We start from the raw sequence: 23733 nt of genomic DNA, 5'->3' as shown, positions 1-23733 counted from the left end.
GTGACGTGGGCACAGGAACTCCAGACTCTCCGAGCGAGGCGCGGAACGCGGTTTGAAACGTTCCAGCGCGAGCACCGTAGAACTGGCGTGACCACGGTCACAAGAGCCGAAAGTCGAATGGCCGAAACTGGCCACCAGACGACCGGGTGGTCAGGTCACGAGGAGCACGTGGAGCGTGCGGGGACCGTGCACGCCCTCGACCCGGTCGAGCTCGATGTCGCTGGTCGCGGAGGGTCCGCTGATCCAGGTCAGCGGCCGGGCCGGGTCGAGGAGGGCGATCGCGTCGGGCACGTCGGCCACGACCTGGCTCGCGTCGACGATGCAGACGTGCAGGTCGGGCACGAGGCTGATCGCACGGCGGCCCTGGTCGGGCTGGTGGTCCAGCACGATCGTGCCGGTCTCGGCGATCCCGACGGCGGCGCGGGTGACGACCGCGTCGATCGCGTCGAGCTCGGCGGAGGAGAGGCCGTCGTCGACAACTGCTCCGGCCACCTCGAGCCCGAGACCGGGAGGTACGACGGCGCGGGCGGGCCCGAGGGCTGCAGCGACCGCCTCCTGGAGTCCGTCGGACGTGCAGCGGGTGACCACGGCCCGGTAGTCGGCGACCCGCTCGTCGAAGAGCGCGACCAGGTCGCCACGGTCCGGCACGCGCGGTGCGGCGGGGACGGAGACCGCAGGTGACACGTCGGCGAGGGCCGCGCGGACGCGGCCGAGGATGTCGTCGCGGGCGCTCACGAGCGACCACCCTTCGTCGCCGTGCCGGACCCGTCCTGGTCGTCGTGGGTGCCGCCGTCGGTCCTGGCCCACCACTCGCGGAAGGACTCCCTCGGCGGGGCGGGCAGGTCACGGGCCCCGGTCCAGCCGGCGGCGGGACCGGGCAGGCGGCCGGCGGCGGTGCGGCCGCCCGGCAGCGTCGTACGGGAGAAGCGGCCGATGACACGGCCGGCCAGGCCGGACGCGCGCTCGGCGAGACCGAGGCGGCGGGCGTCGGAGAAGGTCCAGGCCGCGGCCTTCATCGCCACCGCCTCGGCCTTGGGGACCCGGTCGCCGCGGTGCGAGTCGACGACCTGGGCTCGCTGGTCGACCAGCACGGACGGGATGTCGATCCGGACCGGGCAGACCTCGAAGCAGGCGCCGCACAACGAGGAGGCGTACGGCAGCGAGGCGGTCTGCTCGTCGGAGACGCCGTTGAGCAGCGGGTTGAGGATCGCACCGATCGGACCCGGGTAGACCGAGCCGTAGGCGTGCCCGCCGACGCGCTCGTAGACCGGGCACACGTTGAGGCAGGCCGAGCAGCGGATGCACCGCAGCGCCTGGCGACCGACGTCGTCGGCGAGCGCACGGGTGCGGCCGTTGTCGAGGAGCACGACGTGCACCTCCTGCGGGCCGTCCCCGGGCGTCACGCCCGACCACGTCGAGGTGTAGGGGTTCATCCGCTCCCCGGTCGACGAGCGCGGCAGCAACCGCAGCATCGGGTCGAGGTCGTCCCAGGTCGCGACGACCTTCTCGATGCCGACCACGCTGACCAGCACCTCGGGCAGGGTCAGGCACATCCGGCCGTTGCCCTCGGACTCGACGACGACGAGCGTGCCGGTGTCGGCGACGGCGAAGTTGGCCCCGCTGACGCCGACCTTGGCCCGCAGGAACTTCTCGCGCAGGTGCTCGCGCGCAGCGCCGGCCAGGACGCTCGGCTCGTCGGTGAGGTCGCCGGGAGCGGGCCGGCCGACGACGCCCATCCGGCGCTGGAAGATCTCGCGGACCTCGGCCCGGTTGCGGTGGATCGCGGGCACGAGGATGTGGGACGGCAGGTCCTCGCCGAGCTGCACGATGAGCTCGGCCAGGTCGGTCTCCCAGGCGGCGATGCCCTCGGCCTCGAGGGCCTCGTTGAGGCCGATCTCCTGGGTGGCCATCGACTTGACCTTCACCACCTCGTCCGCGCCGTGCGACTTCGCCACCGAGGCGACGATCGCGCACGCCTCCTCGGCGTCGCGCGCCCAGTGCACGGTCGCGCCGGCGCGGACCAGCGACTCCTCCAGCGTCTCGAGGTGGGTGGCGAGGTCGCGCAGCGCGGCCTCCTTCACCCCCGCCCCGGCGAGCCGGAGGTCCTCCCAGTCCTCGACCTCGGCGACCACACGGGCGCGCTTGTCGCGGATGGTGTGGGTGGCGTGCGCGAGGTTGCGGCGCAGCTGGGTGTCGCCGAGCGCCGCACGCGCGGCGGTCGGGAAGGCCGGCATGCCGACGAAGGTGCCGCTGGTCTTTTCGGGGTCCCCACGGCGTTGTTCGGGGGAGCGAAGCGGAGGAGAGGAACGGCGTGGGGTGTTCATGCGCCGGCCGCCCGTGCGCCGACGGCGGGTCCGCTGGACTCGCCCTGCGTCTCCTCGGTGCTGGCGAGGATCTCGGCGAGGTGCATGACGCGGACGCCCGCACGCTGGCGCGAGAGGACGCCGCCGATGTGCATCAGGCACGAGTTGTCGCCGGCGACGAGCACCTCGGCGCCCGTGTCGCGGACGTGGCGGGCCTTGTCGGCGCCCATGGCGATGGACGTGTCGGCGTTCTTGAGGGCGAAGGTGCCGCCGAAGCCGCAGCACTCCTCGGCCTGCGGGAGGTCGACGAGCTGGATCCCCCGGACCGCCTCGAGCAGCCGGCGCGGCCGCTCGCCGACGCCGAGCATCCGCAGGCTGTGGCAGGTCGGGTGGTAGGTCACGCGGTGCGGGAAGTAGGCGCCGACGTCGGTCACCCCGAGCACGTCGACGATGAACTCGGTGAGCTCGTAGGTCCTCGGCGACGTCTCCGCGACGGCGGCCCGGAGCCCGGCGTCGCCCGAGCGCTCGGCGACGAGGGCGTGCTGGTGGCGCACCGACCCGGCGCAGGAGCCCGACGGCGTCACCACGGCGTCGTACCCCGCGAACGCATCGACGAAGTTGCGCACGACGGGCACGGCCTCGTCGAAGTAGCCGGTGTTGACCATCGGCTGCGCGCAGCACGTCTGCGCCTTCGGGAACTCGACGTCGACACCGAGGCGGCGCAGCAGGCGCACCACGGCCTTCCCCGTGTCGGGGAACATCGCGTCGTTGACGCAGGTGACCTGGAGGGCGACCCTCACGTCGCTGTCCTTCCTTCGTGCTCTCGGGCGTGCTCTCGTGCTTCCAGTGTGGTGCTAGACGTGGCCATGACGCACGGCCCAGACGATCGCCTCGATGGTGGTCTCGCACCCCAACGTGTCACAGGCACTGCGTGCCTTGCGACGGACGGTCCGCTCGGAGATCTCCAGCTTGCGCGCGACCACGTCGATCGTGTCGCCCTCGGCCATCAGCCTCAGGACGCTGAGCTCGTCGTCGGCCAGGACGACCTCCCGCGCATCGGTCAAGGTGTGTCCCGGCGCCGACCCGGTCCGTGCCGTCGCAGGTCGTGGGTCTCGCGCACGAGTGCGCGCATCGCACCCAGGCCACCGGTGATCGCGCCGGCGGTCCGTCCCTGCACCAGCACGTTGCCGAGGGCGGTCGCCTCGACGGGTCCGGCGACGACGGGGAGGCCGGTGCGGTCGGCGATCAGCTGGCAGAGGAGCTCGTTCTGGCTGCCGCCGCCGACCACGTGGACGACCTCTACCGAGCGGCCGGACAGGCGGGTCGCGGCCTGCAGCGCGTCGGCGTACGCCACCGCGAGGGACTCGAGGATGCAGCGCACCGTGGTGGCCGCGTCGGTCGGCGGCGCGACGTCGTGCTCGGCGCACCACGCGGCGATGCGGGCGGGCATGTCGCCGGGCGGCACGAAGCGCGGGTCCTGGACGTCGACCACCGGGACGGAGGCGGCTGGCACGTCGGCGGCCGCCGCGAGCAGGGCGGTGAGGTCGTCGCGACCCCACGTGCGCAGGGTCTCGCTGAGCAGCCACGTGCCCATGACGTTGGTGAGGAACCGGATGGTGCCGTCGACCCCGCCCTCGTGGGTGAAGTTCGCCAGCCGGCTCTCCTCGGTGAGGACCGGCTCGTCGAGCTCGAGGCCGACGAGGCCCCACGTCCCCAGGGAGATGTACGCCGACTCGGCGCGCTCGAACGGCACCCCGACGACGGCAGAGGCGGTGTCGTGCGACCCGACGGCCACCACCGGGAGGCCGGGGGCACCGACCGCCTCGCCGACCCGGGGAAGCAAGGAACCCACCAGGTCCCCGGGGTCGGCGAGGTCGGTGAACAGGGAGCGCGCGAAGCCGAGCCGCGTGAGCAGCTCGTCGTCCCACGCGCGGGTGCGGACGTCGAGCAGGCCGGTGGTCGAGGCGTTGGTGCGCTCGGTGCGCTCGACGCCGGTGAGCCAGTACGCCAGCAGGTCCGGGACGAGCAGCAGCCGGTCGGCGTCACGGTGCCACGGGTCGGCGGCGAGCTGGAAGACCGTGTTGAACGGCAGGAACTGCAGGCCGTTGCGGGCGTAGAGCTCGTCGGCGGCGACCACCTCGTGGACGATCGCCGGACCGGCCTCACCACGACGCTCGTCGCGGTAGTGGAACGGCTGGCCGAGCAGCCGGCCGTCGCGCAGCAGGCCGTGGTCGACCGCCCAGCTGTCGATGCCGACGCTGGCCAGCCGGCCTGCCGGGCTGTCGGCGGCCAGGCGGGCGGCCGCGCCGAGCCCGGCGAGGGACTGGCGGTAGAGCTCGAGCAGGTTCCAGTGCAGGCCGTCGGGTGTGCGGACCGGGTCGTTGCCGAACCGTGCGGCGGCCGTCAGGCGCAGCACGCCCGGGCCGACCTCGCCCAGCATCACCCGACCGCTCGACGCCCCGAGGTCGATCGCGGCGACGCTGACGGGGCCGGGCCTGGAGGTGGCCCCGGGCGTCGCCGCAGGGTGGGTCATCGCAGGAAGGCCGCGGCCACGCCGGCGTCGACGGGGATGTGCAGGCCGGTGGTGTGGCTGAGCTCGTCGGTGCAGAGCACGAAGACCGCGTTGGCGATGTTGTCCGGCAGCACCTCGCGCTTGAGGATCGTGCGCTGGGCGTAGAACTTGCCGAGGTCCTGCTCCTCCACGCCGTAGACCGCGGCGCGGTTGGCACCCCAGCCGGACGCGAAGATGCCGGAGCCCTGGACGACGCCGTCGGGGTTCACGCCGTTGACCTTGATGCCGTGCTCGCCGAGCTCGGCCGCGAGGAGGCGGACCTGATGGGCCTGGTCGGCCTTGGCCGCGCCGTAGGCGACGTTGTTGGGACCGGCGAAGATCGAGTTCTTCGACGAGATGTAGACGATGTCGCCGCCCATCTCCTGCGCGATCATCGCCTTGGCGGTGGCCTTGGCGACGAGGAACGAGCCCTTCGCCATCACGTCGTGCTGGAGGTCCCAGTCCTTCTCGGTGGTCTCGAGCAGCGAGCGCGAGAGCGAGAGACCGGCGTTGTTGACGACGAGGTCGACGCCACCGAAGGCGAGGACGGTCGCATCGACGGCGGCCTGGACGGCGGCCTCGTCGGAGACGTCCACCCGGACGCCGACGGCCACGTCGGTCGAGCCGATCTCCGCGGCCGCGGCCTGTGCCTTCTCCAGGTCGAGGTCGGCGATGACGACGGCCGCGCCCTCGGCCGCGAGCTTCTTCGCGGTGGCCAGGCCGATGCCGGAGGCGGCGCCGGTGACCAGCGCGACGCGGGTCGCGAGCGGCTTGGGCTTCGGCATCCGCTGGAGCTTGGCCTCCTCGAGCGCCCAGTACTCGATCCGGAACTTCTCCGACTCGTCGATGGGGGCGTACGTCGACAGGCCCTCGGCCCCGCGCATCACGTTGATCGCGTTGACGTAGAACTCGCCGGCGACGCGGGCGGTCTGCTTGTCCTTGCCGAAGCTGAACATGCCGACGCCGGGGACGAGGACGATGAGCGGGTCCTTGCCCCGGATGGCCGGGCTGTCCGGCGTGGCGTTGCGGTCGTAGTAGCCCTGGTAGTCCTCGCGGTAGGAGACCGCGAGCTCCTGGAGCCGGGCGATGCTGTCCTCCACGCTCGCGTCGGCCGGCAGGTCGAGCACGAGCGGCTTCACCTTGGTGCGGAGGAAGTGGTCCGGGCACGACGTGCCGAGCTCGCCGAGGCGGGGGTGCTCGGCGTGAGCGAGGAAGTGCAGGACCACGTCTGCGTCGGTGAAGTGGCCGACCATCGGGCGGTCCGCCGAGGCGATGCCGCGGATGGTGGGGGCCAGGGCCGCGGCCTTCGCGCGGCGCTCGGCCTCCGGCAGGGCGGCGTACCCCTCGAGCGCGGGGCCGAACGGCTCCGCCTTCGAGTGCTCGGCGATGTAGGAGGCGGCGGTGTCGATGATCCAGAGGCCGTTGGTCTCGGCCTCCTCGCTGGTGTCGCCCCACGCGGTGATGCCGTGTCCGCCGAGGATGCACCCGATGGCCTGCGGGTTCTTCTCCTTGATCTCGGCGATGTCGAGGCCGAGCTGGAAGCCCGGTCGGCGCCACGGCACCCAGACGACCTTGTCGCCGAAGATCGTGGCGGTGAGCTCCTGGCCGTCGGCGGCCGTCGCGATCGCGATGCCCGAGTCGGGGTGCAGGTGGTCGACGTGGGCTGCGTCGACGAGGCCGTGCATGGCGGTGTCGATCGACGGCGCGGCGCCGCCCTTGCCGTGCAGGCAGTAGTCGAACGCGGCGACCATCTCGTCCTCGCGCTCGACGCCCGGGTAGACGTCGACCAGCGCACGCATCCGGTCCAGGCGCAGCACCGCGAGCCCCGCGGGGGTCAACGTGCCGAGGTCACCGCCGGAGCCCTTCACCCACAGCAGCTCGACGTCCTCGCCCGTCACCGGGTCGGTCTCGGTGCCCTTGGCGGAGGTGTTGCCACCTGCGTAGTTGGTGTTCTTGGGGTCGGCGCCCAGCCGGTTCGAGCGCTCGACGAGAGCAGCGACGGTGGGGTTGAGGTCACTCACGGTGCGGGATCCTTCTGGTGGGTGTGGGTGAGGGAGGGGTCAGGTCCAGCTGAGCTGGGCGCCGCCGACGCGGTCGGCCTCGATCTGCTCCTGGTAGCCCGACGCGAGGTAGGCGCGCATCGGGTCGGCGGGCAGGCCGCGCTCCTCGCGGAAGGCGGCGAGGTCGGCGCGGACGTCGGTGTAGAAGGCGTCCATGAAGATCTCGTTGGCGCGCAGCACGTCGCCGTCGGAGCGGGCCACGTCGAGGGACTCGGTGTCGAGCAGCAGCGCCCGGGCCGTCATCTCCTGCACGTTGAGCACCGAACGGATCTGGCCGGGGATCTTGGCCTCGATGTTGTGGCACTGGTCGAGCATCAGCGCGACGTCGTTGGACGTCCCGTCGGCCTTGGCGCCGAAGCCACCGCCGCGGATGACCTCGACCATGATCCGGAACAGCTGGAACGGGTCGGCCGCGCCGACGATGAGGTCGTCGTCGGCGTAGAAGCGGCTGTTGAAGTCGAACGAGCCGAGCTTCCCGAGCCGGAGCAGCTGGGCGACGATGAACTCGATGTTGGTGCCCGGCGCGTGGTGGCCGGTGTCGAGGCACACCATCGCGCGGTCGCCGAGGGCGGCCACGTGGGCGTACGACGTGCCCCAGTCCGGGACGTCGGTGTGGTAGAACGCCGGCTCGAAGAACTTGTACTCCAGCACCAGCCGCTGGTCGTCGGAGAGCTGGTCGTAGATCGTGCGCAGGCCCTCGGCGAGGCGGTCCTGGCGGGCGCGGATGTCGCCCTGGCCGGGGTAGTTGGTGCCCTCGGCGAGCCAGATCTTGAGGTCGCGCGAGCCGGTCTGGTTCATCACCTCGATGCACGCGAGGTGGTGGTCGATCGCCTTCTGGCGGATGCGCGGGTCGGTGTGGGTCAGCGCGCCGAGCTTGTAGTCGTCGTCCTGGAACGTGTTCGAGTTGATCGTCCCGAGCTCGACGCCCTGCTCCTTGGCGTACGTCGACAGCGCGCCGAAGTCGTCGACGTGGTCCCACGGGATGTGGAGCGCCACCGACGGGGCGAGGCCGGTGAAGCGGTGGACCGCCGCGGCGTCGGAGATCTTCTCCTCGACCGAGCGCGGGGTGCCGGCCGAGCCGAAGACCTTGAAGCGCGTGCCGGAGTTGCCGTAAGCCCAGGACGGGACCTCGATCGCGAGGTCGCCGAGCCGGTCGCTGATGTCGGAGAAGGAAGTCATCACTGGTCCTGAGCTGTGTCTGTGGAGTGTGGGGTGGAGGGTCCTGCGGTGAGCTGGTCCTCGAGGTGGAAGACCTCGGCCAGCTGCCAGAAGCCCTGGTCCGGCGGGAGGTCGAGGTCCTCGAAGAACCCGGCCATCTCCGCCTGCCAGCGGGCGTTCACGTCGGTTCGGGCCATGCCGTCCTGCGCGGCGGCCAGGTCGGGCGTCTCGAGGTAGCCCACGAGGAGGCCGTCGTCGCGCAGGAAGAGGGAGTAGTTGTGCCACCCGGTGTCGTGGAGGGCCTGGAGCATGTCGGGCCACACGGCTGCGTGGCGCTCGGCGTACTCCTCCATGCGGTCCTTCCTGACCTGGAGGGTGAAGCAGACGCGGTGCATCAGGGTCCTGTCCGATGGTGGTGCTCCCGGGGCCGCCGGCGGCTGGAGGCCGACGACCCCGGGACGGGCGGCTGTCAGAAGTCGAAGTCGCCGATGTTGTCCGCGTCGAAGGTGAAGGGCTCACCCAGGAGCACGACGCCGTCGGCGCCGACCTCGAAGGTGCCCAGGTCGCCGGCGTCGAAGGAGTCGCCCTCGGCGCCGGTGATGTCACCGTCGACCAGCGCGGCCGCGGCGAACGTGGCCAGGTAGCCCAGGTCGCCCGGGTTCCACAGCGCGAACGACGTCACGGTGCCGTCCTCGACGTACTCGCGCATCTGGTTCGGGGTGCCCAGGCCGGTCAGCGCGACCTTGCCCTTGGAGGAGGAGTCGGACAGGTAGCGCGCCGCGGCAGCGATACCGACCGTGGTCGGGGAGATGATGCCCTTGAGGTCGGGGTGGTTCTGCAGCAGCGCCTCGGTCTGGTCGAAGGACTTCTGGTCCTCGTCGTCGCCGTAGACGGTGTCGACCAGCTCGATGTCGGCGTAGTCGGGGTTGTCGGCCAGCTCCGACTCCATCATGTCGATCCACGCGTTCTGGTTGGTCGCGTTGGCCGAGGCCGACAGGATCGCGATCTCGCCCTTGCCGCCGATCTGGTCCGAGATCAGCTCGAGCTGCTTGGCCGCGATGCCCTCGGCGGTGGCCTGGTTGATGAACAGGTCGCGGCAGTCGGGGTTGGTGTCGGCGTCGAAGGTGACGACCTTGACGTCCGCGCTGCGGGCCTCGTCGATCGCGTCGCACAGGGCGTCGGGGTCGTTGGCCGAGAGGATCAGGGCGCTCTTGCCCTGCTGGGCCACGGTGTTGATGTATGACACCTGGGCGTCGGGGCTGGCGGTGTCGGGACCGACCTCCTCGAACTCGGCGCCGATCTCGGTGGCGGCCTTCTCGGCACCGTCGGTGCTGGTGTCGAAGTAGGCGTTGCCGAGGTTCTTCGGGAGCATCGTGATGCTCAGGTCACCACCACCACCGCCGCTGCCGCCGTCGCTGGCCGAGCCGCCGTCGTCGCTGTCGCTGCCGCAACCGGCAAAGGCGAAGGTCGCCGTGAGCAGGATCGCGGCGAGAGCCGTGGACCGCTTCTGGATCTTCATCTGTCTACCTTTCGGATGTTCAGACGTCGGCGGTCGCCGCGTCCTTGTCGGGGCGCGGTCCCGCAGGAGCCGCTGATGCCTTGCGGGGCAGCCGCGAGCCGGCCCACCCAAGGACGCTGGGGAGGATCACCGAGGCCACCAGGAGCAGGCCGACGATGATGTTGGTGACGTTGACCGTCACCGACTCCAGGCGCAGGGCGCTGGAGAGCACGCCGATCAGGACGACGCCGGCGAGCACGCCGTGCAGTCGGCCCCGACCGCCGAAGATCGAGACGCCGCCGAGCAGCACCGCGGCGATCACCTGGAGCTCGTAGCCGGTGGCGTTGTCGCCGCGGGCCGAGCCGTAGCGCAGCGTGAAGTAGATGCCGGCCAGCGCCGAGACCACGCCGGAGAGCAGGAAGAGCACCATCTTGGTGCGGGCGACGTTGACGCCCGTGAAGTGGGCGGCCTCGTCGTTGAGGCCGATCTCGTAGACGCCGCGGCCGAAGGTGGAGAAGTGCAGCAGCACGACGAAGCCGACGGCCAGGACCGCGAACGGGATCATCACGAGCGGGATCCGCGAGTCGCCGATGGTGCCGGTGGCGAGGTCGGCCCACTTCTCGGTGAAGTCGGTGATCGCGGTGGTGCCGAGCAGGCCGACCGCGATGCCGCGGAAGAGTGCGAGCGTGCCGATCGTGACCGCCAGCGAGGGCAGTCCGACGTAGGCGATCAGGAAGCCGTTGAGCGCGCCGCAGACCAGTCCGGCGAGCAGCGCGAGCAGCGCGGCCGCGGGGACCGACATGCCGGCGTCGTGGAGCACGCCGAGCAGCACGCTGCTGAGGCCCATGATGCTGGCCACCGACAGGTCGATCTCGCCGGTGATGATGACGAGCGTCATCGGGAGCGCGATCAGCAGGATCGGGGCGATGTCCTGGAGCAGGAACTTCAGGGTCAGCGGGCCGTCGAAGTTGGGCACGTTGGCCAGGGAGTAGAGGATCACCGCGGCCGTCAGGACGATGACGGCGGTCTCGCGGGTGACCAGCCAGCGCTTCCAGAGCGGTGCCGAGTACGACGAGTAGGTGCGGGCCGGGGTCGCAGTCGCGGTGCTCATGCGTGGTCCCTCGATTCTGCGAGCTTGCGGGCTTGTCGGCGGGCCAGGATCCGGTCGAGCACGATCGCGCCGAGGATCAGGACGCCGACGACGGCGCGCTGCCAGAAGTCCTCGATGCCGAGGCTGGGCAGGGCCCGGTTGATGGTGATGAGGAGGAAGGCGCCGATGGCGGCGCCCCACACGGTGCCGCTGCCGCCGAAGATCGCGATGCCCCCGATGACGGCTGCGGCCACGGCCTGCAGCTCGATGCCGGAGCCGACGCTCGAGCTCACCGTGCCGTAGCGGGCGGTGTAGAGCGCACCGGCCAGGCCGGCCAGCGCGCCGCTGAGCACGAACGCGGCGAGCAGGCGTCGGCGTACGGGCAGCCCGTAGAGGACGGCCGCGTCGGGGTCCGACCCGATCGCGTAGAGCTCGCGACCACCGCGGGCGGTGTGGAGGTAGTAGCCGACGACGGCCAGCACGACGACCGCGATGATCGTGAGCACCGGGACGCCGACGACGGTCTTCGTGCCGAGGCTGAGGAACTCGCGGGGCAGGTCGCCGGCGTTGATCCGGTCGCTGCCGGCCCAGGTCAGCATGATGCCGCGGTAGATGTAGAGCGTGCCGAGCGTGATCACCAGCGCCGGGACCTTGCCGTAGGCGACGAGCACGCCGTTGACCAGGCCGAGCACCGCGCCCATGAGCAGGCAGGCGGCGAGGACCACGACGATCGGGAGGTTCGGCTGCTCGATGAACAGGCGACCGGTGAGGTAGGCCGTCAGCGCCATCGTCGAGCCGACCGAGAGATCGACGTTGCGGGTGATGATGACGACCGCCTGGCCCACCGCGAGGAGGAGCAGGATCGACGGGTTGAGCAGGAAGTTGCGCCAGCCGTCGGCGCTGAAGAGGAAGCTGTTGTTCTTCGTCGTGGCCAGCACGACGACCGCGACGAGCACCAGGAAGATGGAGAGCTCGCGCGAGCGGAGGACCGTCGTCAGCGCCCGGCGCGTCGGCGAGAGCCGGCTGGGCTCGACGAGGAGCGCCTCCCCGGCGGAGACGTCGGCCGAGGTCCCGGGGCGCTCGATGTCGGTGTGGCTCATCGGGCGTCCTCCAGCTGGTGGGTGGCCGCGTGCATCACGGCTTCGGGGGTGGCGTCCGCGCGGTCGAGCTCGGCGGTGAGGTGGCCCTCGCAGAGCACGAGGACGCGGTCGGCCATGCCGAGCACCTCGGGCAGCTCGGAGGAGATCATCAAGATCGCGAGGCCCTGGCCGGCGAGCTCGGAGAGCAGGCGGTGCACCTCGGACTTGGTGCCGACGTCGATGCCGCGGGTGGGCTCGTCGATGATCAGCAGCTTCGGGTTGGTCGCGAGCCACTTGGCGATGACGACCTTCTGCTGGTTGCCGCCGCTCATCGTGGCGGCGTTCATGTCGAGCGCGCTCGTCTTGACCTCGAGGCGGGCCGCCCACGGACCGGCGGCCCTGTTCTCCATCGAGCCGGTGATCAGGCCCGCCTTGGCGATGCTGCGGCGGATGACGGCTGCGACGTTGCCGGCGACGGAGGAGTCGATGACCAGGCCCTGCTTGCGGCGGTCCTCGGGGATGAAGGCCATGCCGGCGTTGATCGCCGAGCGCGGGTCGCGCGCCTTCACCGGCTTGCCCGACATGGTCACCGTGCCGGAGTCGTAGGCGTCGACGCCGAAGACGGCGCGGGCGACCTCGCTGCGTCCGGCACCGACCAGGCCGGCGAGGCCGACGATCTCGCCGGCGCGGACGTCGAGGTTGATGTCGTGGAAGACGCCGGCACGGGTGAGGCCGCGCACCTGGAGGACCGGCTCACCGACCTCCGCGGGCGTCTTGGGGAACAGGTCGTCGACGTCGCGGCCGACCATGAGCGAGACCAGGTCGGACGGCGTGGTCTCGTCGACGCGACGGGTGTCGACGTAGGAGCCGTCACGCATCACGGTGACGGTGTCGCACAGCGCGAAGACCTCGTCGAAGCGGTGGGAGATGAACACCAGCGCCCGGCCCTCGTCGCGGAGGCTGCGGGCGACGGCGAAGAGCCGCTCGACCTCGACGCCGCTGAGCGCTGCCGTCGGCTCGTCCATGACGAGCAGGCGCGCGTCGAGCGAGATGGCCTTGGCGATCTCGATGATCTGCTGGTCGGCGATGGAGAGGCCCTCGGCGGGACGGCGGGGGTCGATCCGCACGCCCAGGCGCTGGAACAGCCCCTCGGCCTCGACGTACATCGCCTGGCGGTCGATGCGGCGGCCGCGGGCCAGCGGCTGGCGGCCCATGAAGATGTTCTCGGTCACCGACAGGTCCGGGAAGAGCGTCGGCTCCTGGTAGATGACCGCGATGCCGGCCTGCTTGGACTCCGCGGTGGAGCCGAAGTCGACGGCCTCGCCGTCGAGCTCGAAGGTGCCGGAGTCGCGGCGGTGGACGCCCGCGACGACCTTGACGAGGGTCGACTTGCCGGCACCGTTCTCGCCGATGAGGGCGTGGATGGAGCCCGCCTCGACCGAGATGCTGCCCGCGCGCAGGGCGACCACGGGCCCGAACGACTTCGAGACGTCGCGCAGCGCGAGCACCGGTGCGGCGGTGTTGCTGGTCGGCATGGAGCTCCTCGGTTTGAAAGGTTTCAACGAAAGGTAGGTGAAGGTGATCACACGTGTCAAGGGTCACTTCCGGGCGTTTTCTCCGTCGTTATCGACTGGTGACCTCAGCCGCTGCGATGGCGTACGCTCCGAGCCACATCGTTTCAACGGGGGTTGGAGCGACATCCAGCAGGAGGAGGTACGGCGAGTGGCGCGGGCCTCCTCCGTCAAGGACGTCGCTGCCCTGGCGGGCGTCTCGCTCGGCACCGTCAGCAACGTCCTCAACCGCCCGGACCGGGTCTCCCCGTCCACCCGCGGCAAGGTCGAGCAGGCGATGCGCGACCTCGGCTTCGTGCGCAACGAGTCGGCGCGCCAGCTGCGCGCCGGGCACAGCCGGATGCTGGCCTACGTGCTGCTCGACGCGCGCAACCCGTTCTTCACCGACGTCGCCGAGGGGGCCGAGCGCGCCGCCGAGGCGGCCGACCTCTCCCTCTTCCTGTGCCACTCCGACAACCGCGCCTCACGCGAGGGCGACTACCTCGCGCACCTCGTCGAGCAGCGCGTGCAGGGCATCCTCGTCACCCCGGTCGACCCGCACGCGAGCGTGCTCGACGACGTACGCCGCAACGGCACCCCGCTCGTCATCGTCGACCGCACCCGCGGCGACGCCGAGTTCTGCTCGGTCGCCGTCGACGACGTCCTCGGCGGCCGGCTCGCCGTCGAGCACCTCCTCGAGCAGGGACACACGCGCGTCGCCTTCATCGGCGGTCCGGACACGATCGGCCAGGTGCGCGACCGTCTCGAGGGCGCGCGCCAGGCGTGGGCCGAGTCGGGACTGCCCGGCGACCAGCTCGTCGTCGTGCCGACCGACGGCCTCACCGTCGTCGAGGGCCGCTCCGCCGGCGAGCGGGTGATGGGCATCGGTCGCAAGCGTCGCCCCACCGCGGCCTTCTGCGCCAACGACCTCCTCGCCCTCGGCCTGCTCCAGCAGCTGAGCACCTCCGGCTCGACGGTCCCCGGCGACCTCGCGATCGTCGGCTACGACGACATCGAGTACGCCAGCGCCGCCGCCGTACCCCTCACCTCCGTGCGCCAGCCCCGCCAGGAGCTGGGCCGTCGCGCCACCGAGCTCGTGCTCGACGAGGCCGACAACCCCGACCACCGCCACGAGCAGGTCGTCTTCACCCCCGAGCTCGTCGCCCGGCGCTCCACCCTCGGCTGATCCCCTCCCCCGCCCTCTTCTCGTGCCGCTCGCTTGAGCGGTGAGTGAGCCACATTCCGCGACCTCGAATGGTGGCTCACGCACCGCCCGTCGGCGCGTCACCGCGGACATGCGGACCCAGCGGTCTGTGAGCCACACTCTCGGTGCCGGGAACGTGGCTCACGCACCGCTCAGCGGGACGACGGCGGGGCGATGGACGCGCGCTCACGCACCGGCATCGGGAGTCGTACGACGCCCGAGGGCGGGTCGGAGCCGAGGAGGAGGTCGACGGCCGTGCGGCCCATCTCGAACTCCGGGAGCCCGATCGTGGAGAGCGCGGGTCGCAGCCAGCTGGCCAGCTCGGAGTCGTCGAAGGAGACCACCGAGACGTCGCCCGGGACGCTGAGCCCGGCGGCGGCGAGTGCCTGGTAGGCCCCGAGCGCGACGCGGTCGTTGAGGCAGACCAGCGCCCGCGGCCGGAGCCCGGCGGCCAGCGCCGCGGTGAGGGCGTCGAACGCCGCCTCGGGCCACCAGGGGCAGTCGATCCGGTCGGCGAAGTCCGTGTCCGCGGCGGCGAGCACGTCGAGCAGGCCCTGCAGCCGACGCTGGGCGGGCAGCTTGCGGGCGAGGGTCTCGCCCACGAGCACGATGCCGTCCCGGTGTCCGGCATCGGTGAGCAGCCGCGCGGCCGCCCGACCGCCCTCGACCTCGTCGGGCACGACGCTCGGGAGGGCGGGGGTGCTCTCGCAGTTGACGAGCACCACCCGCTGGTCGCCGAGCGAGGCGGGGAGCTCGACGGCGTCGTGGGACGCGGTCGTGAAGAGGATGCCGTCGACCTGGCGGGCGACGAGGTCGTCGACGAGCACCGGCTCGAGCTTCGGGTCGCCCTCGGACTCGCAGATGAGCAGCCGGTGCCCGTGCTCGAGGGAGGCGGTGAGCGCGCCGCGGATGATGTCGCCGCCGTAGTGGCCGGTGATGATCGTGTCGGCCACCAGCCCGATCGTGCTGCTCACCTGCGTCCGCAGGCTGCGAGCCATCAGGTTCGGTCGGTAGTCGAGCTCGCGGGCCGCGCGCAGGATGCGCTGACGGGTGTCCTCGGAGACGCGCACGTCACGGCCGCCGAGCACGAGCGAGGCAGTGGCGGACGAGACGCTGGCGTGCTCCGCGACGTCGCGCAGCAGCACGCGCCGCCGGGCCGACGACGCCATGTGGTTCCTTTCCGACTTCGTTACACGGCTGTGCCTTGACCCCGGGCACCGCCGGGCAGAGCCTAGGCCCAGGACTCTTGACGTGGCGTACGTCACAAGGTTTACTCCCGCTAAATCGTTTTATCAAGGGGTTGTCCGGTCGGTCGTCCCACCGCTGACCGTGTCTCGCGGCATGGCCACCCCTGCTCCAGACCCGCACTAGAGGAGTCCTCATGGCACGTAGGAAGCACACCGTCCGGATCGCGGCGGGCCTGCTCGCGACCGGCCTCGCCCTGACCGCCTGTGGCGGCTCGAGCGACGACAGCTCCGGCGGAGGCGGCGGCGGTGGGGGCGGCGACACACCCGCAGCCGGCGGCGAGCTCCTGATCTGGGTCGGCACCGGTCCCGGTGGCGACGCCACGACCGAGCTCGGCAAGGCGTTCGGCGAGGAGAACGGCGTCGACGTCAAGGTAGAGGTCGTCCCGGGTGACAAGCTCCAGGCGCAGTTCGTCACCGCGGCGCAGGCCGGCGACCCGCCGGACGTCGTGATGGGTGCCCACGACTGGATCGGCAACCTGGTGCAGAACGGCACCATCGACCCGATCCAGATCCCCGAGGCCACGGCCTCGACCCTGCAGCCCCTCGCCCTCGAGGCCGTCACCTTCGACGGCCAGACCTACGGCATGCCTTTCACGATGAACAACATCGTCCTCATGCGGAACACCGACATGGTCCCCGACGCACCTGCGACGGTCGAGGACATGGTGGCCGCGGGCGAGAAGGCGGTCCAGGACGGCGACGCCCAGGAGCCGCTGGCGTGGCCGGTGAGCGACACGGGCAACCCGTACTTCATCAACCCGCTCTACACCTCCGGCGGCGGCTACATGTTCGGCCAGGGCTCCGACGGCAGCTTCGACCCGGCCGACCTCGGTGTCGCGACGCCCGGCGCGGTGACGGCGTACGAGAAGATCGGCGAGCTCGGCGAGAAGGGCTCGGGCGTGCTCAAGCGCTCGATCAACACCGACAACGCGATCTCCCTCTTCACCGCCGGCAAGACGCCGTTCCTCATCGAGGGCCCGTGGCAGCTCACCACCCTCGACGACAGCGACATCAACTACGAGGTGTCCGCGGTGCCGGGCTTCGAGGGCATGGACCCCGCCTCGCCGTTCATCACCGTCGATGCGGCCTACGTCGCCAGCGGCGGCGCGAACAAGACGCTCGCGCAGGAGTTCGTGACCAACTACTGGTCGCGCGCCGACGTCGGGCAGACGCTCTTCGAGGCCACCAAGAACGTGCCGGCGAACACCGACACGCTGGCCGCGATCGAGGGTGACAACCCGGCGGTGGCCGCGGTCGCCCAGGCCGGTGCCGACAACGGCCAGATCATGCCGAGCATCCCGCAGATGGCGGCGGTCTGGGACCCGCTGGGCAAGGCCGAGGCCGCCGTCATCGGCGGCGCCGACCCGGACAGCACCATCAAGGCCGCGGCGAAGACGATCGAAGCCGCGATCAAGTAGCAGCCCGTCGCTCCACGGAGTCCCGGGTCGGGCGAGAGCCCGACCCGGGGCCCGGGAGGCACGCGTCCGCAAGAGGAGAGCCACGTGTCCCACAGCTCCGCACCGCCCCCCGAGCGCTCCCGGCCGCGCTTCGGCCTCGGGGCCGACGGCACCAGCAGCCCGCTGATGCTGCTGGTCAAGATCGCCGGCCTGGCGATCGTCGCCGCCATCGCCGTGTGGGCGGCCATGCCGCTGCTCCGCACCGACAACTGGGTGGGCCTGGCGATCCTGGTCGCCGTCACCGCCCTCGCGTTCTACGTCTACCTGTCCCCGCGACCGGTCCCGCTGAAGTACCTGCTGCCGGGCACGCTCTTCCTCATCGCCTTCCAGATCGTGCCGGTGGTCTACACGGTCTCCACCGCGTTCACGAACTTCGGTGACGGCCACCGCGGCAGCAAGGAGCAGGCGATCACCGCGATCGAGGGCGCCTCGGTCAAGCAGGTCCCCGACTCCACGATCTACACGTTGACCCTGGCCACCGACGGCGACCCGGCCACCGGCGACATCGTCTTCCTGCTCGCCGACCCGTCGACCCAGGAGAGCTTCGTCGGCACGGCCGACGGCCTCGAGCAGCTCGACGACGGCACCTTCGAGTCGCCGACACCGGGCGGCAAGATCACCGAGGCCGACGGCTACACGGTGCTGACCGTCCCGCAGGTCAACGCCCGCCAGACCGACATCCAGGAGTTCAGCGTCCCGACCGACGCGGGCGCGATCAAGAGCCAGGGCCTCTCTGCCGCGTTCGAGGGCGCTCCGCAGCAGTCGTACGACACGGGGTGCGACTGCGTCACGGACGCGACGAGCGGCAACACGTGGACCGCCGACGACTCCAGCGGGTCGTTCGTCTCCGACGACGGAGGCCGGGCGTTGGCGCAGGGCTGGAAGGTCGGCGTCGGCTTCGACAACTTCACCCGCGTGCTGACCAACGACACGATCCGCTCGTCGTTCCTGCGGATCGTGGTGTGGAACTTCGCGTTCGCCATCGGCACCGTGGTCATCTGCTTCGCCCTGGGCCTGCTGGTCGCGGTGGCGCTCAACAACCCGCTGCTGAAGGGCCGCACGCTCTACCGCTCGCTGATCATCCTCCCGTACACGATGCCGTCGGTCGCGATGTACCTCGTCTGGCGCGAGATGTTCAACACCGACTTCGGCCTGATGAACCGGCTGCTCGGCACCGACATCAACTGGTTCGGCACGACCGCGAGCTCGATGTTCGCGATCTTCCTGATCCAGCTGTGGCTCGGCTACAACTACATGTTCCTGGTCATCACCGGCGCGCTGCAGTCGATCTCGACCGACCTGGTCGAGGCCGCCGGGGTCGACGGCGCGAAGCCGTTCTACGCGTTCCGCACGATCACGTTCCCGCTGCTGCTCGTGGCGCTCGCGCCCCTGCTGATCACATCGTTCGCCTTCAACTTCAACAACTTCCCGGCGATCTTCCTGACCAGCCAGGGCGGCCCGTTCCCACCTGACAACCCCAGCGCGGGCGGCACCGACCTGCTGATCACCTACACCTACCGGCTCGCGTTCGGCGGGTCCGGCGCTGACTACGGCTTCGCCGCGGCGATCTCGGTCTTCATCTTCCTGATCGTCGCCGTCGTCTCGATCATCGGCTTCCGCCGCACCCAGGCCCTCGAGGAGATCAACTGATGGCCACCGCAACTGCAGACCCCACGACGTCGGACGACCAGGTCGTCCGGCTCGGCTCGGCCAAGGGCGGCTGGTTCCGCCGCGTCGGCTGGAGCCACCTCGTCGGCGTGCTGGCGCTGCTGTTCTCGATCTTCCCGATCCTGTTCGTCTTCTCGGCCTCGCTCAACCCGGTCGGCACGCTCAGCACCTCCGAGCTGCTGCCGACGAGCTTCAGCCTGAACAACTACCGGGAGGCGCTGGGTGGCTCGTTCCCGCGCTGGTTCCTCAACAGCATCGTCATCGCCTCGCTCTCGGCGGCGGCGTCGATGTTCATCTCGGCCTGCGCGGCGTTCGCGTTCTCACGCTTCCGCTTCATGGGCCGGCGCACCGGGCTGCTCGGCCTGCTGCTGATCCAGATGTTCCCGCAGTTCCTGGCGATCGTGGCGATCTACCTGATGTTCGCCAACATCACCGAGCTGTGGCCGGCCATCGGCCTCAACACCCGGTGGGGCCTGCTGATCCTCTACCTCGGTGGTGCGCTCGGCGTGAACACCTGGCTGATGAAGGGCTTCTTCGACACCATCCCGAAGGACCTCGACGAGTCCGCGAAGGTCGACGGCGCCACCCACGTGCAGGTCTTCTTCGGGATCATCCTCCCGCTGGTCGCGCCGATCCTGGCGATCACCGGCCTGCTCGGCTTCATCGGCGCGATCAACGAGTTCCTCATCGCCAGCATCTTCCTCACCGACGACAGCTCCAAGACGGCAGCCGTCGGTCTCTACGGCCTCGTGGCCGACCCGCTGACCAAGAACGCCAACTTCGGTGTGTTCGCGGCCGGCTCGATGGTGCTCTCCATTCCCACCGTCGCCCTGTTCATGTACCTCCAGCGCTACATCGTCGGCGGACTGACCGCCGGCGCCGTGAAGGGATGAGTGGATCGTGGCCGAAGTAGTCCTTGACAAGGTCAACAAGCTCTACGAGAACGGCTTCCACGCCGTGCACGACCTCTCGATCGACATCGCCGACGGCGAGTTCATCGTGCTGGTCGGCCCCTCCGGCTGCGGCAAGTCCACAGCCCTGCGGATGATCGCGGGACTGGAGGACATCAGCACCGGGACGCTCTCGATCGACGACCGCGTGGTCAACACGCTGTCCTCGCGCGAGCGCGACATCGCGATGGTCTTCCAGTCCTACGCGCTCTACCCGCACATGAGCGTCGCCGACAACATCGCCTACGGCCTCAAGATCCGCCGGATGGAGAAGTCGGAGATCCAGGCGCGGGTGAAGCGGGCCGCCGACATGCTCGAGCTCGGGCCCCTGCTCGACCGCAAGCCCAAGCAGCTCTCCGGCGGCCAGCGCCAGCGGGTCGCGATGGGCCGCGCGATCGTCCGCGAGCCCAAGGTCTTCCTGATGGACGAGCCGCTGTCGAACCTCGACGCCAAGCTGCGCGTGCAGATGCGCGCCGAGATCGGCCAGGTCCAGCGCGACCTCAACGTCACCACCATCTACGTCACCCACGACCAGACGGAGGCGATGACGATGGGCGACCGGGTCGCCCTGATGAAGGCCGGGGTGCTCCAGCAGCTCGGCGCACCCCAGCACCTCTACGACAACCCCGACAACATCTTCGTCGCAGGGTTCATCGGCTCACCGCCGATGAACATGGCCCTCGCGACGGTGGACCGCGCGTCACGGGGCGTGACGGTCAGCATGGGGGGTGCCGAGGTCACTGTTCCCGAGACCGTGACCTCGGCACGCCCAGCCCTCGCGTCGTACGCCGGCCGCCAGGTCGCGATCGGCCTCCGCAGCGAGGACATGGAGGACGCCTCGCTCGCACGCGACGGCGGCAACCGGGCGACGCTGTCGACGACCGTCAGCCTCACCGAGGCGCTCGGCTCCGAGATCGTCGTGCACTTCCCGGTCGACGCCCCGCGCGTGGTCACCGAGGACACCAAGGCGCTCGAGGAGGACGCCGGCACCGAGGACATCCCGACGACCACCGCCGGGAACACCTGGGTCGCGTCCTTCAGCCCGCGCTCGCGGGTGCGGCCGGGGGACACGGTGCAGATCGCGCTCGATGCCGAGCGGCTGCACTACTTCGACCCCGACACCGGCCTCGCCATCCGCGACTGATGCCCTGATCCCGTGCTCCGTCTCCCCCACCACTGGGTCTGGGACAGCTGGGTCGTGGACGACGGCGACCTGTTCCACCTGTTCTTCCTCAAGGCCGAGCGGCACGAGGACGGCATGGCCTCCCGGCACGCCCGGGCGGTCGTGGGCCATGCCACCTCGCCGGACCTCTCCACCTGGACCGAGCTCCCCGACGCCCTCGGCCCGGGTGAGGACGGCGCTTTCGACGACCTCGCCACGTGGACCGGGTCGGTCATCCGGTGCGACGGCGGGCGGTGGCGGATGTTCTACACCGGCATCTCGCACCGCGGCGGGCTGACCGACCAGCGCATCGGGCAGGCGGTGTCCGACGACCTCGTCACGTGGACCCGGCTCTCCGGCGAGCCGCTGGCGCCGGTGCGTCCCGACCTCTACCGGACCGACCCCGCGGACCCCCCCGCCAGCGAGACCTGGCGCGACCCGCTGGCGCTGCGCGACGACGACGGCTGGCACCTGCTGGTCACGGCCCGGGCCGTCGGCGCCGACCGCAACGACGACGGCGTGCTCGGCCACGCGTGGAGCCGGGACCTCCTGGAGTGGGAGACGCGCGAGCCGCTCACCCGCCCGGGCGCCGGCTTCGGCCAGCTCGAGGTGGCCCAGGTCAAGCAGGTCGAGGGCCGGTGGGTGCTGGTCTTCACCTGCCACCCCGACGAGCAGAGCGACGTACGCCGTGCGACCTGGGGCGCGTTCTGCACCTGGTCGGTCCCCGGCGAGTCGATGCTCGGGCCGTGGGACGTGTCGGCCGCGCGTCCGTTCACCGCGGTGCCCGACCTCTTCGCCGCGCCGCTCGTGCAGCGCCGCGACGGGTCGTGGTGCCTCATCGGCTTCCGCAACCGGGAGGAGGAGGGCGTGGACGCGATGGCGATCATCGACCCGCTGCCGGTCGGGCTGGACGGGGACGGCTACCTCACCGCTCGGTAGTCCGCATCAGTCTTCCGGTGCCGGGGCCGGTTCGACCGGATTCCTGATGCGGAGCATCCCCCGAGGCGGCTAGTGGGCGACGCCGTACAACCGGTCGCCGGCGTCACCGAGGCCCGGGACGATGTAGCCCTTCTCGTTGAGCTTCTGGTCGAGCGCGGCAGTCACCACGGTGACCGGCACGTCGAGGCCGGCGAGGCCCTTCTCCAGGTTGTCGACGCCCTCGGGTGCGGCCAGGAGGCAGATGGCGGTGATGTCGTCGGCGCCGCGGTCGGTGAGGAACTTGATCGCCGCGGCGAGGGTTCCGCCGGTGGCGAGCATCGGGTCGAGGACGTAGCACTGGCGACCGGAGAGGTCCTCGGGCAGGCGCTCGGCGTACGTCGACGCCTCCAGCGTCTCCTCGTTGCGGACCATGCCGAGGAAGCCGACCTCGGCCGTCGGCAGGAGCCGCATCATGCCGTCGAGCATGCCGAGCCCGGCGCGCAGGATCGGCACGACCATCGGCTTGGGCTGCGCGAGGTAGACGCCGGTGGTCGGACCGACGGGGGTGGTGATCGGCTTGGGGTCGACGCGGACCTCGCGGGTCGCCTCGTAGGCCAGCAGGGTGACCAGCTCGTCGGTCAGCCGACGGAAGGTCGGTGAGTCGGTGTGCTCGTCCCGGAGGACGGTCAGCTTGTGGGAGACGAGGGGGTGGTTCACCACGTTGACGCGCATGGCGCCCACCCTAGGGCCTCGATGACCGAATCAGGGTTGGCGGTCTCCGGCGTTCATGGCACATTGGACGGGTCGGGATCCCCGTGGGAGGTCGGTCATGTCCGAGCAGAGCGGTGAGGTCGACTTCGCGCTGGCCGCGTTCGTCGAGCACGGCAGCTGGCAGGTGCGTGACATCGCCTCCCCGGCGTTCGAGACGATCGACTCGTTGAGCCACGCGCTCCGTCACGTCTCGGGTGACTCCGGTGCGGTCGGCATGGTCGCGGTCGACGAGGACTTCTTCGTGCTCGTCCGCGTCGACGGCACCTCGACCCGGGTGCTGCTGTCCGACGTGACCGCCGCCGACGAGTGGGAGCTGGCCCAGTCGGCCATCGCCTTCCTCGGCCTGCCCCCGCCGGAGGACGACGACGTCGAGGTCCCGGCCGGCGACCTCGACCTGCTCGGCGACCTCGGCGTGCACGCGATCGAGATGGGCGCGCTCCTCGACGACGTCGAGCTCTACCCTGACGAGATGCTCTCCGACATCGCGCGCCGGCTCGGCTTCGGCAAACTCTTCGACGACGCCGTCGGGCTGACGTCTGCATGACGTGGCACGACCCGATGCGCCTGGCCCTCGCCGAGGCGCAGGCCGCGCTCGCGGGCGACGACGTACCGGTCGGGGCGGTCGTGCTCGACGAGACCGGCGCCGTCATCGGCACCGGCCGCAACACCCGTGAGTCCGACGGCGACCCGACCGGCCACGCGGAGGTCGTCGCGCTCCGCGCCGCCGCAGCGACCCGCGGCGGGTGGAGGCTGTCGGGCTGTGCCCTTGTCGTCACCCTCGAGCCCTGCACGATGTGCGCGGGCGCCCTCGTGCTCGCCCGGGTCGACCGCCTCGTCTTCGGCGCGTACGACGACAAGCTCGGCGCCGTCGGCTCCCTCTGGGACGTCGTCCGCGACCGCCGCCTCAACCACCGGCCCGAGGTCGTCGCCGGGGTGCTCGCCGAGGAGTCCACCGCCCTCCTCGACGGCTTCTTCGCCCGCCACCGCCTTCCCGCACCTCCCGCACCCCCGGCACCCCCGGGTATCTAGGGACGTCCTGGTAGGTCGCGGGCGGGTTCCACCACCCA

The 23733-nt window shown here is 70.9% G+C and carries 22 protein-coding genes; 8 read left to right on the top strand and 14 right to left on the bottom strand.

Features of this window, described 5'->3' with window-relative positions:
* Positions 1 to 150 precede the first annotated feature (150 nt).
* From EUA93_RS07530 to EUA93_RS07475, 12 genes are all read right to left on the bottom strand, one after another.
* Positions 151 to 735 carry a LutC/YkgG family protein gene (locus EUA93_RS07530; RefSeq protein WP_129399557.1) on the bottom strand — a complete coding sequence of 195 codons (585 nt, stop codon included), beginning with the start codon at positions 733 to 735 and terminating at the stop codon, positions 151 to 153.
* A complete protein-coding gene (locus EUA93_RS07525) occupies positions 732 to 2234 on the bottom strand; it encodes a lactate utilization protein B (RefSeq protein WP_129399556.1) in 1503 nt (500 codons plus the stop codon). Before EUA93_RS07525 ends, EUA93_RS07530 begins: the two co-directional genes overlap by 4 nt.
* An 86-nt stretch (positions 2235 to 2320) precedes the next feature.
* Positions 2321 to 3103 (bottom strand): (Fe-S)-binding protein, encoded by a 783-nt coding sequence (locus EUA93_RS07520; RefSeq protein ID WP_129399555.1) that lies wholly within the window; start codon positions 3101 to 3103, stop codon positions 2321 to 2323.
* Between the two features lie 54 nt (positions 3104 to 3157).
* Positions 3158 to 3367 carry a LuxR C-terminal-related transcriptional regulator gene (locus EUA93_RS07515; protein ID WP_207208627.1) on the bottom strand — a complete coding sequence of 70 codons (210 nt, stop codon included), beginning with the start codon at positions 3365 to 3367 and terminating at the stop codon, positions 3158 to 3160.
* Positions 3364 to 4836, bottom strand: a complete 1473-nt coding sequence (locus EUA93_RS07510) for a rhamnulokinase (protein WP_129399554.1) — start codon at positions 4834 to 4836, stop codon at positions 3364 to 3366. The genes EUA93_RS07515 and EUA93_RS07510 overlap by 4 nt, the downstream gene beginning before the upstream one ends.
* Positions 4833 to 6875 (bottom strand): bifunctional aldolase/short-chain dehydrogenase, encoded by a 2043-nt coding sequence (locus EUA93_RS07505; protein ID WP_129399553.1) that lies wholly within the window; start codon positions 6873 to 6875, stop codon positions 4833 to 4835. Before EUA93_RS07505 ends, EUA93_RS07510 begins: the two co-directional genes overlap by 4 nt.
* 39 nt (positions 6876 to 6914) lie before the next feature.
* Entirely contained in the window at positions 6915 to 8093 is a 1179-nt protein-coding gene (rhaI, locus tag EUA93_RS07500) for an L-rhamnose isomerase (RefSeq protein WP_129399552.1), read from the bottom strand.
* Positions 8093 to 8467: an L-rhamnose mutarotase gene (locus EUA93_RS07495; RefSeq protein WP_129399551.1), complete on the bottom strand. Its 375-nt coding sequence runs from the start codon at positions 8465 to 8467 to the stop codon at positions 8093 to 8095. Before EUA93_RS07495 ends, rhaI begins: the two co-directional genes overlap by 1 nt.
* Positions 8468 to 8541: 74 nt before the next feature.
* Positions 8542 to 9591: a rhamnose ABC transporter substrate-binding protein gene (gene rhaS, locus EUA93_RS07490; RefSeq protein ID WP_129399550.1), complete on the bottom strand. Its 1050-nt coding sequence runs from the start codon at positions 9589 to 9591 to the stop codon at positions 8542 to 8544.
* Positions 9592 to 9610: 19 nt separating this feature from the next.
* Complete coding sequence (locus tag EUA93_RS07485) at positions 9611 to 10681, bottom strand: ABC transporter permease (RefSeq protein ID WP_129399549.1); 1071 nt, start codon at positions 10679 to 10681, stop codon at positions 9611 to 9613.
* The gene (locus tag EUA93_RS07480) at positions 10678 to 11760 is read right to left on the bottom strand and encodes an ABC transporter permease (RefSeq protein ID WP_129399548.1); all 1083 of its coding nucleotides are present in this window, start codon (positions 11758 to 11760) and stop codon (positions 10678 to 10680) included. The genes EUA93_RS07485 and EUA93_RS07480 overlap by 4 nt, the downstream gene beginning before the upstream one ends.
* On the bottom strand, positions 11757 to 13274 hold the full coding sequence (locus EUA93_RS07475; protein ID WP_129399547.1) for a sugar ABC transporter ATP-binding protein: 1518 nt from the start codon (positions 13272 to 13274) through the stop codon (positions 11757 to 11759). Before EUA93_RS07475 ends, EUA93_RS07480 begins: the two co-directional genes overlap by 4 nt.
* A 187-nt stretch (positions 13275 to 13461) precedes the next feature.
* Between EUA93_RS07475 and EUA93_RS07470 the strand changes: the two genes are divergently transcribed.
* Entirely contained in the window at positions 13462 to 14475 is a 1014-nt protein-coding gene (locus EUA93_RS07470; RefSeq protein WP_207208626.1) for a LacI family DNA-binding transcriptional regulator, read from the top strand.
* 170 nt (positions 14476 to 14645) lie between these two features.
* Here the strand turns inward: EUA93_RS07470 and EUA93_RS07465 are convergent, their stop codons facing one another.
* Positions 14646 to 15662 carry a LacI family DNA-binding transcriptional regulator gene (locus EUA93_RS07465; protein WP_129399546.1) on the bottom strand — a complete coding sequence of 339 codons (1017 nt, stop codon included), beginning with the start codon at positions 15660 to 15662 and terminating at the stop codon, positions 14646 to 14648.
* A 212-nt stretch (positions 15663 to 15874) separates the two neighbouring features.
* Here EUA93_RS07465 and EUA93_RS07460 point away from each other — a divergent pair, with 212 nt between their 5' ends.
* The 5 genes from EUA93_RS07460 to EUA93_RS07440 all read left to right on the top strand — a co-directional run bounded on the left by EUA93_RS07460 (position 15875) and on the right by EUA93_RS07440 (position 21916).
* A complete protein-coding gene (locus EUA93_RS07460) occupies positions 15875 to 17158 on the top strand; it encodes a sugar ABC transporter substrate-binding protein (RefSeq protein ID WP_129399545.1) in 1284 nt (427 codons plus the stop codon).
* An 84-nt stretch (positions 17159 to 17242) separates the two neighbouring features.
* Positions 17243 to 18847 (top strand): ABC transporter permease subunit, encoded by a 1605-nt coding sequence (locus EUA93_RS07455; RefSeq protein ID WP_207208625.1) that lies wholly within the window; start codon positions 17243 to 17245, stop codon positions 18845 to 18847.
* Positions 18847 to 19758, top strand: a complete 912-nt coding sequence (locus tag EUA93_RS07450) for a sugar ABC transporter permease (RefSeq protein WP_129399544.1) — start codon at positions 18847 to 18849, stop codon at positions 19756 to 19758. Before EUA93_RS07455 ends, EUA93_RS07450 begins: the two co-directional genes overlap by 1 nt.
* Before the next feature lie 7 nt (positions 19759 to 19765).
* Positions 19766 to 20959 carry an ABC transporter ATP-binding protein gene (locus tag EUA93_RS07445; RefSeq protein ID WP_129399543.1) on the top strand — a complete coding sequence of 398 codons (1194 nt, stop codon included), beginning with the start codon at positions 19766 to 19768 and terminating at the stop codon, positions 20957 to 20959.
* A gap of 12 nt (positions 20960 to 20971) precedes the next feature.
* Entirely contained in the window at positions 20972 to 21916 is a 945-nt protein-coding gene (locus tag EUA93_RS07440; RefSeq protein ID WP_129399542.1) for a glycoside hydrolase family protein, read from the top strand.
* Positions 21917 to 21985: 69 nt separating this feature from the next.
* Here EUA93_RS07440 and upp read toward each other — a convergent pair whose 3' ends face one another.
* Positions 21986 to 22627, bottom strand: a complete 642-nt coding sequence (gene upp / locus EUA93_RS07435) for a uracil phosphoribosyltransferase (RefSeq protein ID WP_129399541.1) — start codon at positions 22625 to 22627, stop codon at positions 21986 to 21988.
* Positions 22628 to 22724: 97 nt separating this feature from the next.
* Between upp and EUA93_RS07430 the strand changes: the two genes are divergently transcribed.
* Together EUA93_RS07430 and EUA93_RS07425 are read left to right on the top strand one after the other, a co-directional pair.
* Positions 22725 to 23210 (top strand): tRNA adenosine deaminase-associated protein, encoded by a 486-nt coding sequence (locus EUA93_RS07430; protein ID WP_129399540.1) that lies wholly within the window; start codon positions 22725 to 22727, stop codon positions 23208 to 23210.
* The gene (locus EUA93_RS07425) at positions 23207 to 23695 is read left to right on the top strand and encodes a nucleoside deaminase (protein WP_129399539.1); all 489 of its coding nucleotides are present in this window, start codon (positions 23207 to 23209) and stop codon (positions 23693 to 23695) included. Before EUA93_RS07430 ends, EUA93_RS07425 begins: the two co-directional genes overlap by 4 nt.
* Positions 23696 to 23733: the final 38 nt, after the last annotated feature.

The sequence above is a fragment of the Nocardioides oleivorans genome (genome assembly GCF_004137255.1).
Classification (GTDB): domain Bacteria; phylum Actinomycetota; class Actinomycetes; order Propionibacteriales; family Nocardioidaceae; genus Nocardioides; species Nocardioides oleivorans.
The sequence above is the reverse complement of the archived record's forward strand: the minus strand, read 5'-3'. Positions and strand labels throughout refer to the sequence as shown.

Coding starts and splice junctions, on each gene's coding strand:
- EUA93_RS07485 (WP_129399549.1), bottom strand. CDS start 10,681: ATGAGCACCGCGACTGCGACCCCGGCCCGCACCTACTCGTCGTACTCG.
- rhaS (WP_129399550.1), bottom strand. CDS start 9,591: ATGAAGATCCAGAAGCGGTCCACGGCTCTCGCCGCGATCCTGCTCACG.
- upp (WP_129399541.1), bottom strand. CDS start 22,627: ATGCGCGTCAACGTGGTGAACCACCCCCTCGTCTCCCACAAGCTGACC.
- EUA93_RS07480 (WP_129399548.1), bottom strand. CDS start 11,760: ATGAGCCACACCGACATCGAGCGCCCCGGGACCTCGGCCGACGTCTCC.
- EUA93_RS07450 (WP_129399544.1), top strand. CDS start 18,847: ATGGCCACCGCAACTGCAGACCCCACGACGTCGGACGACCAGGTCGTC.
- EUA93_RS07475 (WP_129399547.1), bottom strand. CDS start 13,274: ATGCCGACCAGCAACACCGCCGCACCGGTGCTCGCGCTGCGCGACGTC.
- EUA93_RS07460 (WP_129399545.1), top strand. CDS start 15,875: ATGGCACGTAGGAAGCACACCGTCCGGATCGCGGCGGGCCTGCTCGCG.
- EUA93_RS07465 (WP_129399546.1), bottom strand. CDS start 15,662: ATGGCGTCGTCGGCCCGGCGGCGCGTGCTGCTGCGCGACGTCGCGGAG.
- EUA93_RS07430 (WP_129399540.1), top strand. CDS start 22,725: ATGTCCGAGCAGAGCGGTGAGGTCGACTTCGCGCTGGCCGCGTTCGTC.
- rhaI (WP_129399552.1), bottom strand. CDS start 8,093: ATGACTTCCTTCTCCGACATCAGCGACCGGCTCGGCGACCTCGCGATC.
- EUA93_RS07425 (WP_129399539.1), top strand. CDS start 23,207: ATGACGTGGCACGACCCGATGCGCCTGGCCCTCGCCGAGGCGCAGGCC.
- EUA93_RS07510 (WP_129399554.1), bottom strand. CDS start 4,836: ATGACCCACCCTGCGGCGACGCCCGGGGCCACCTCCAGGCCCGGCCCC.
- EUA93_RS07495 (WP_129399551.1), bottom strand. CDS start 8,467: ATGCACCGCGTCTGCTTCACCCTCCAGGTCAGGAAGGACCGCATGGAG.
- EUA93_RS07525 (WP_129399556.1), bottom strand. CDS start 2,234: ATGCCGGCCTTCCCGACCGCCGCGCGTGCGGCGCTCGGCGACACCCAG.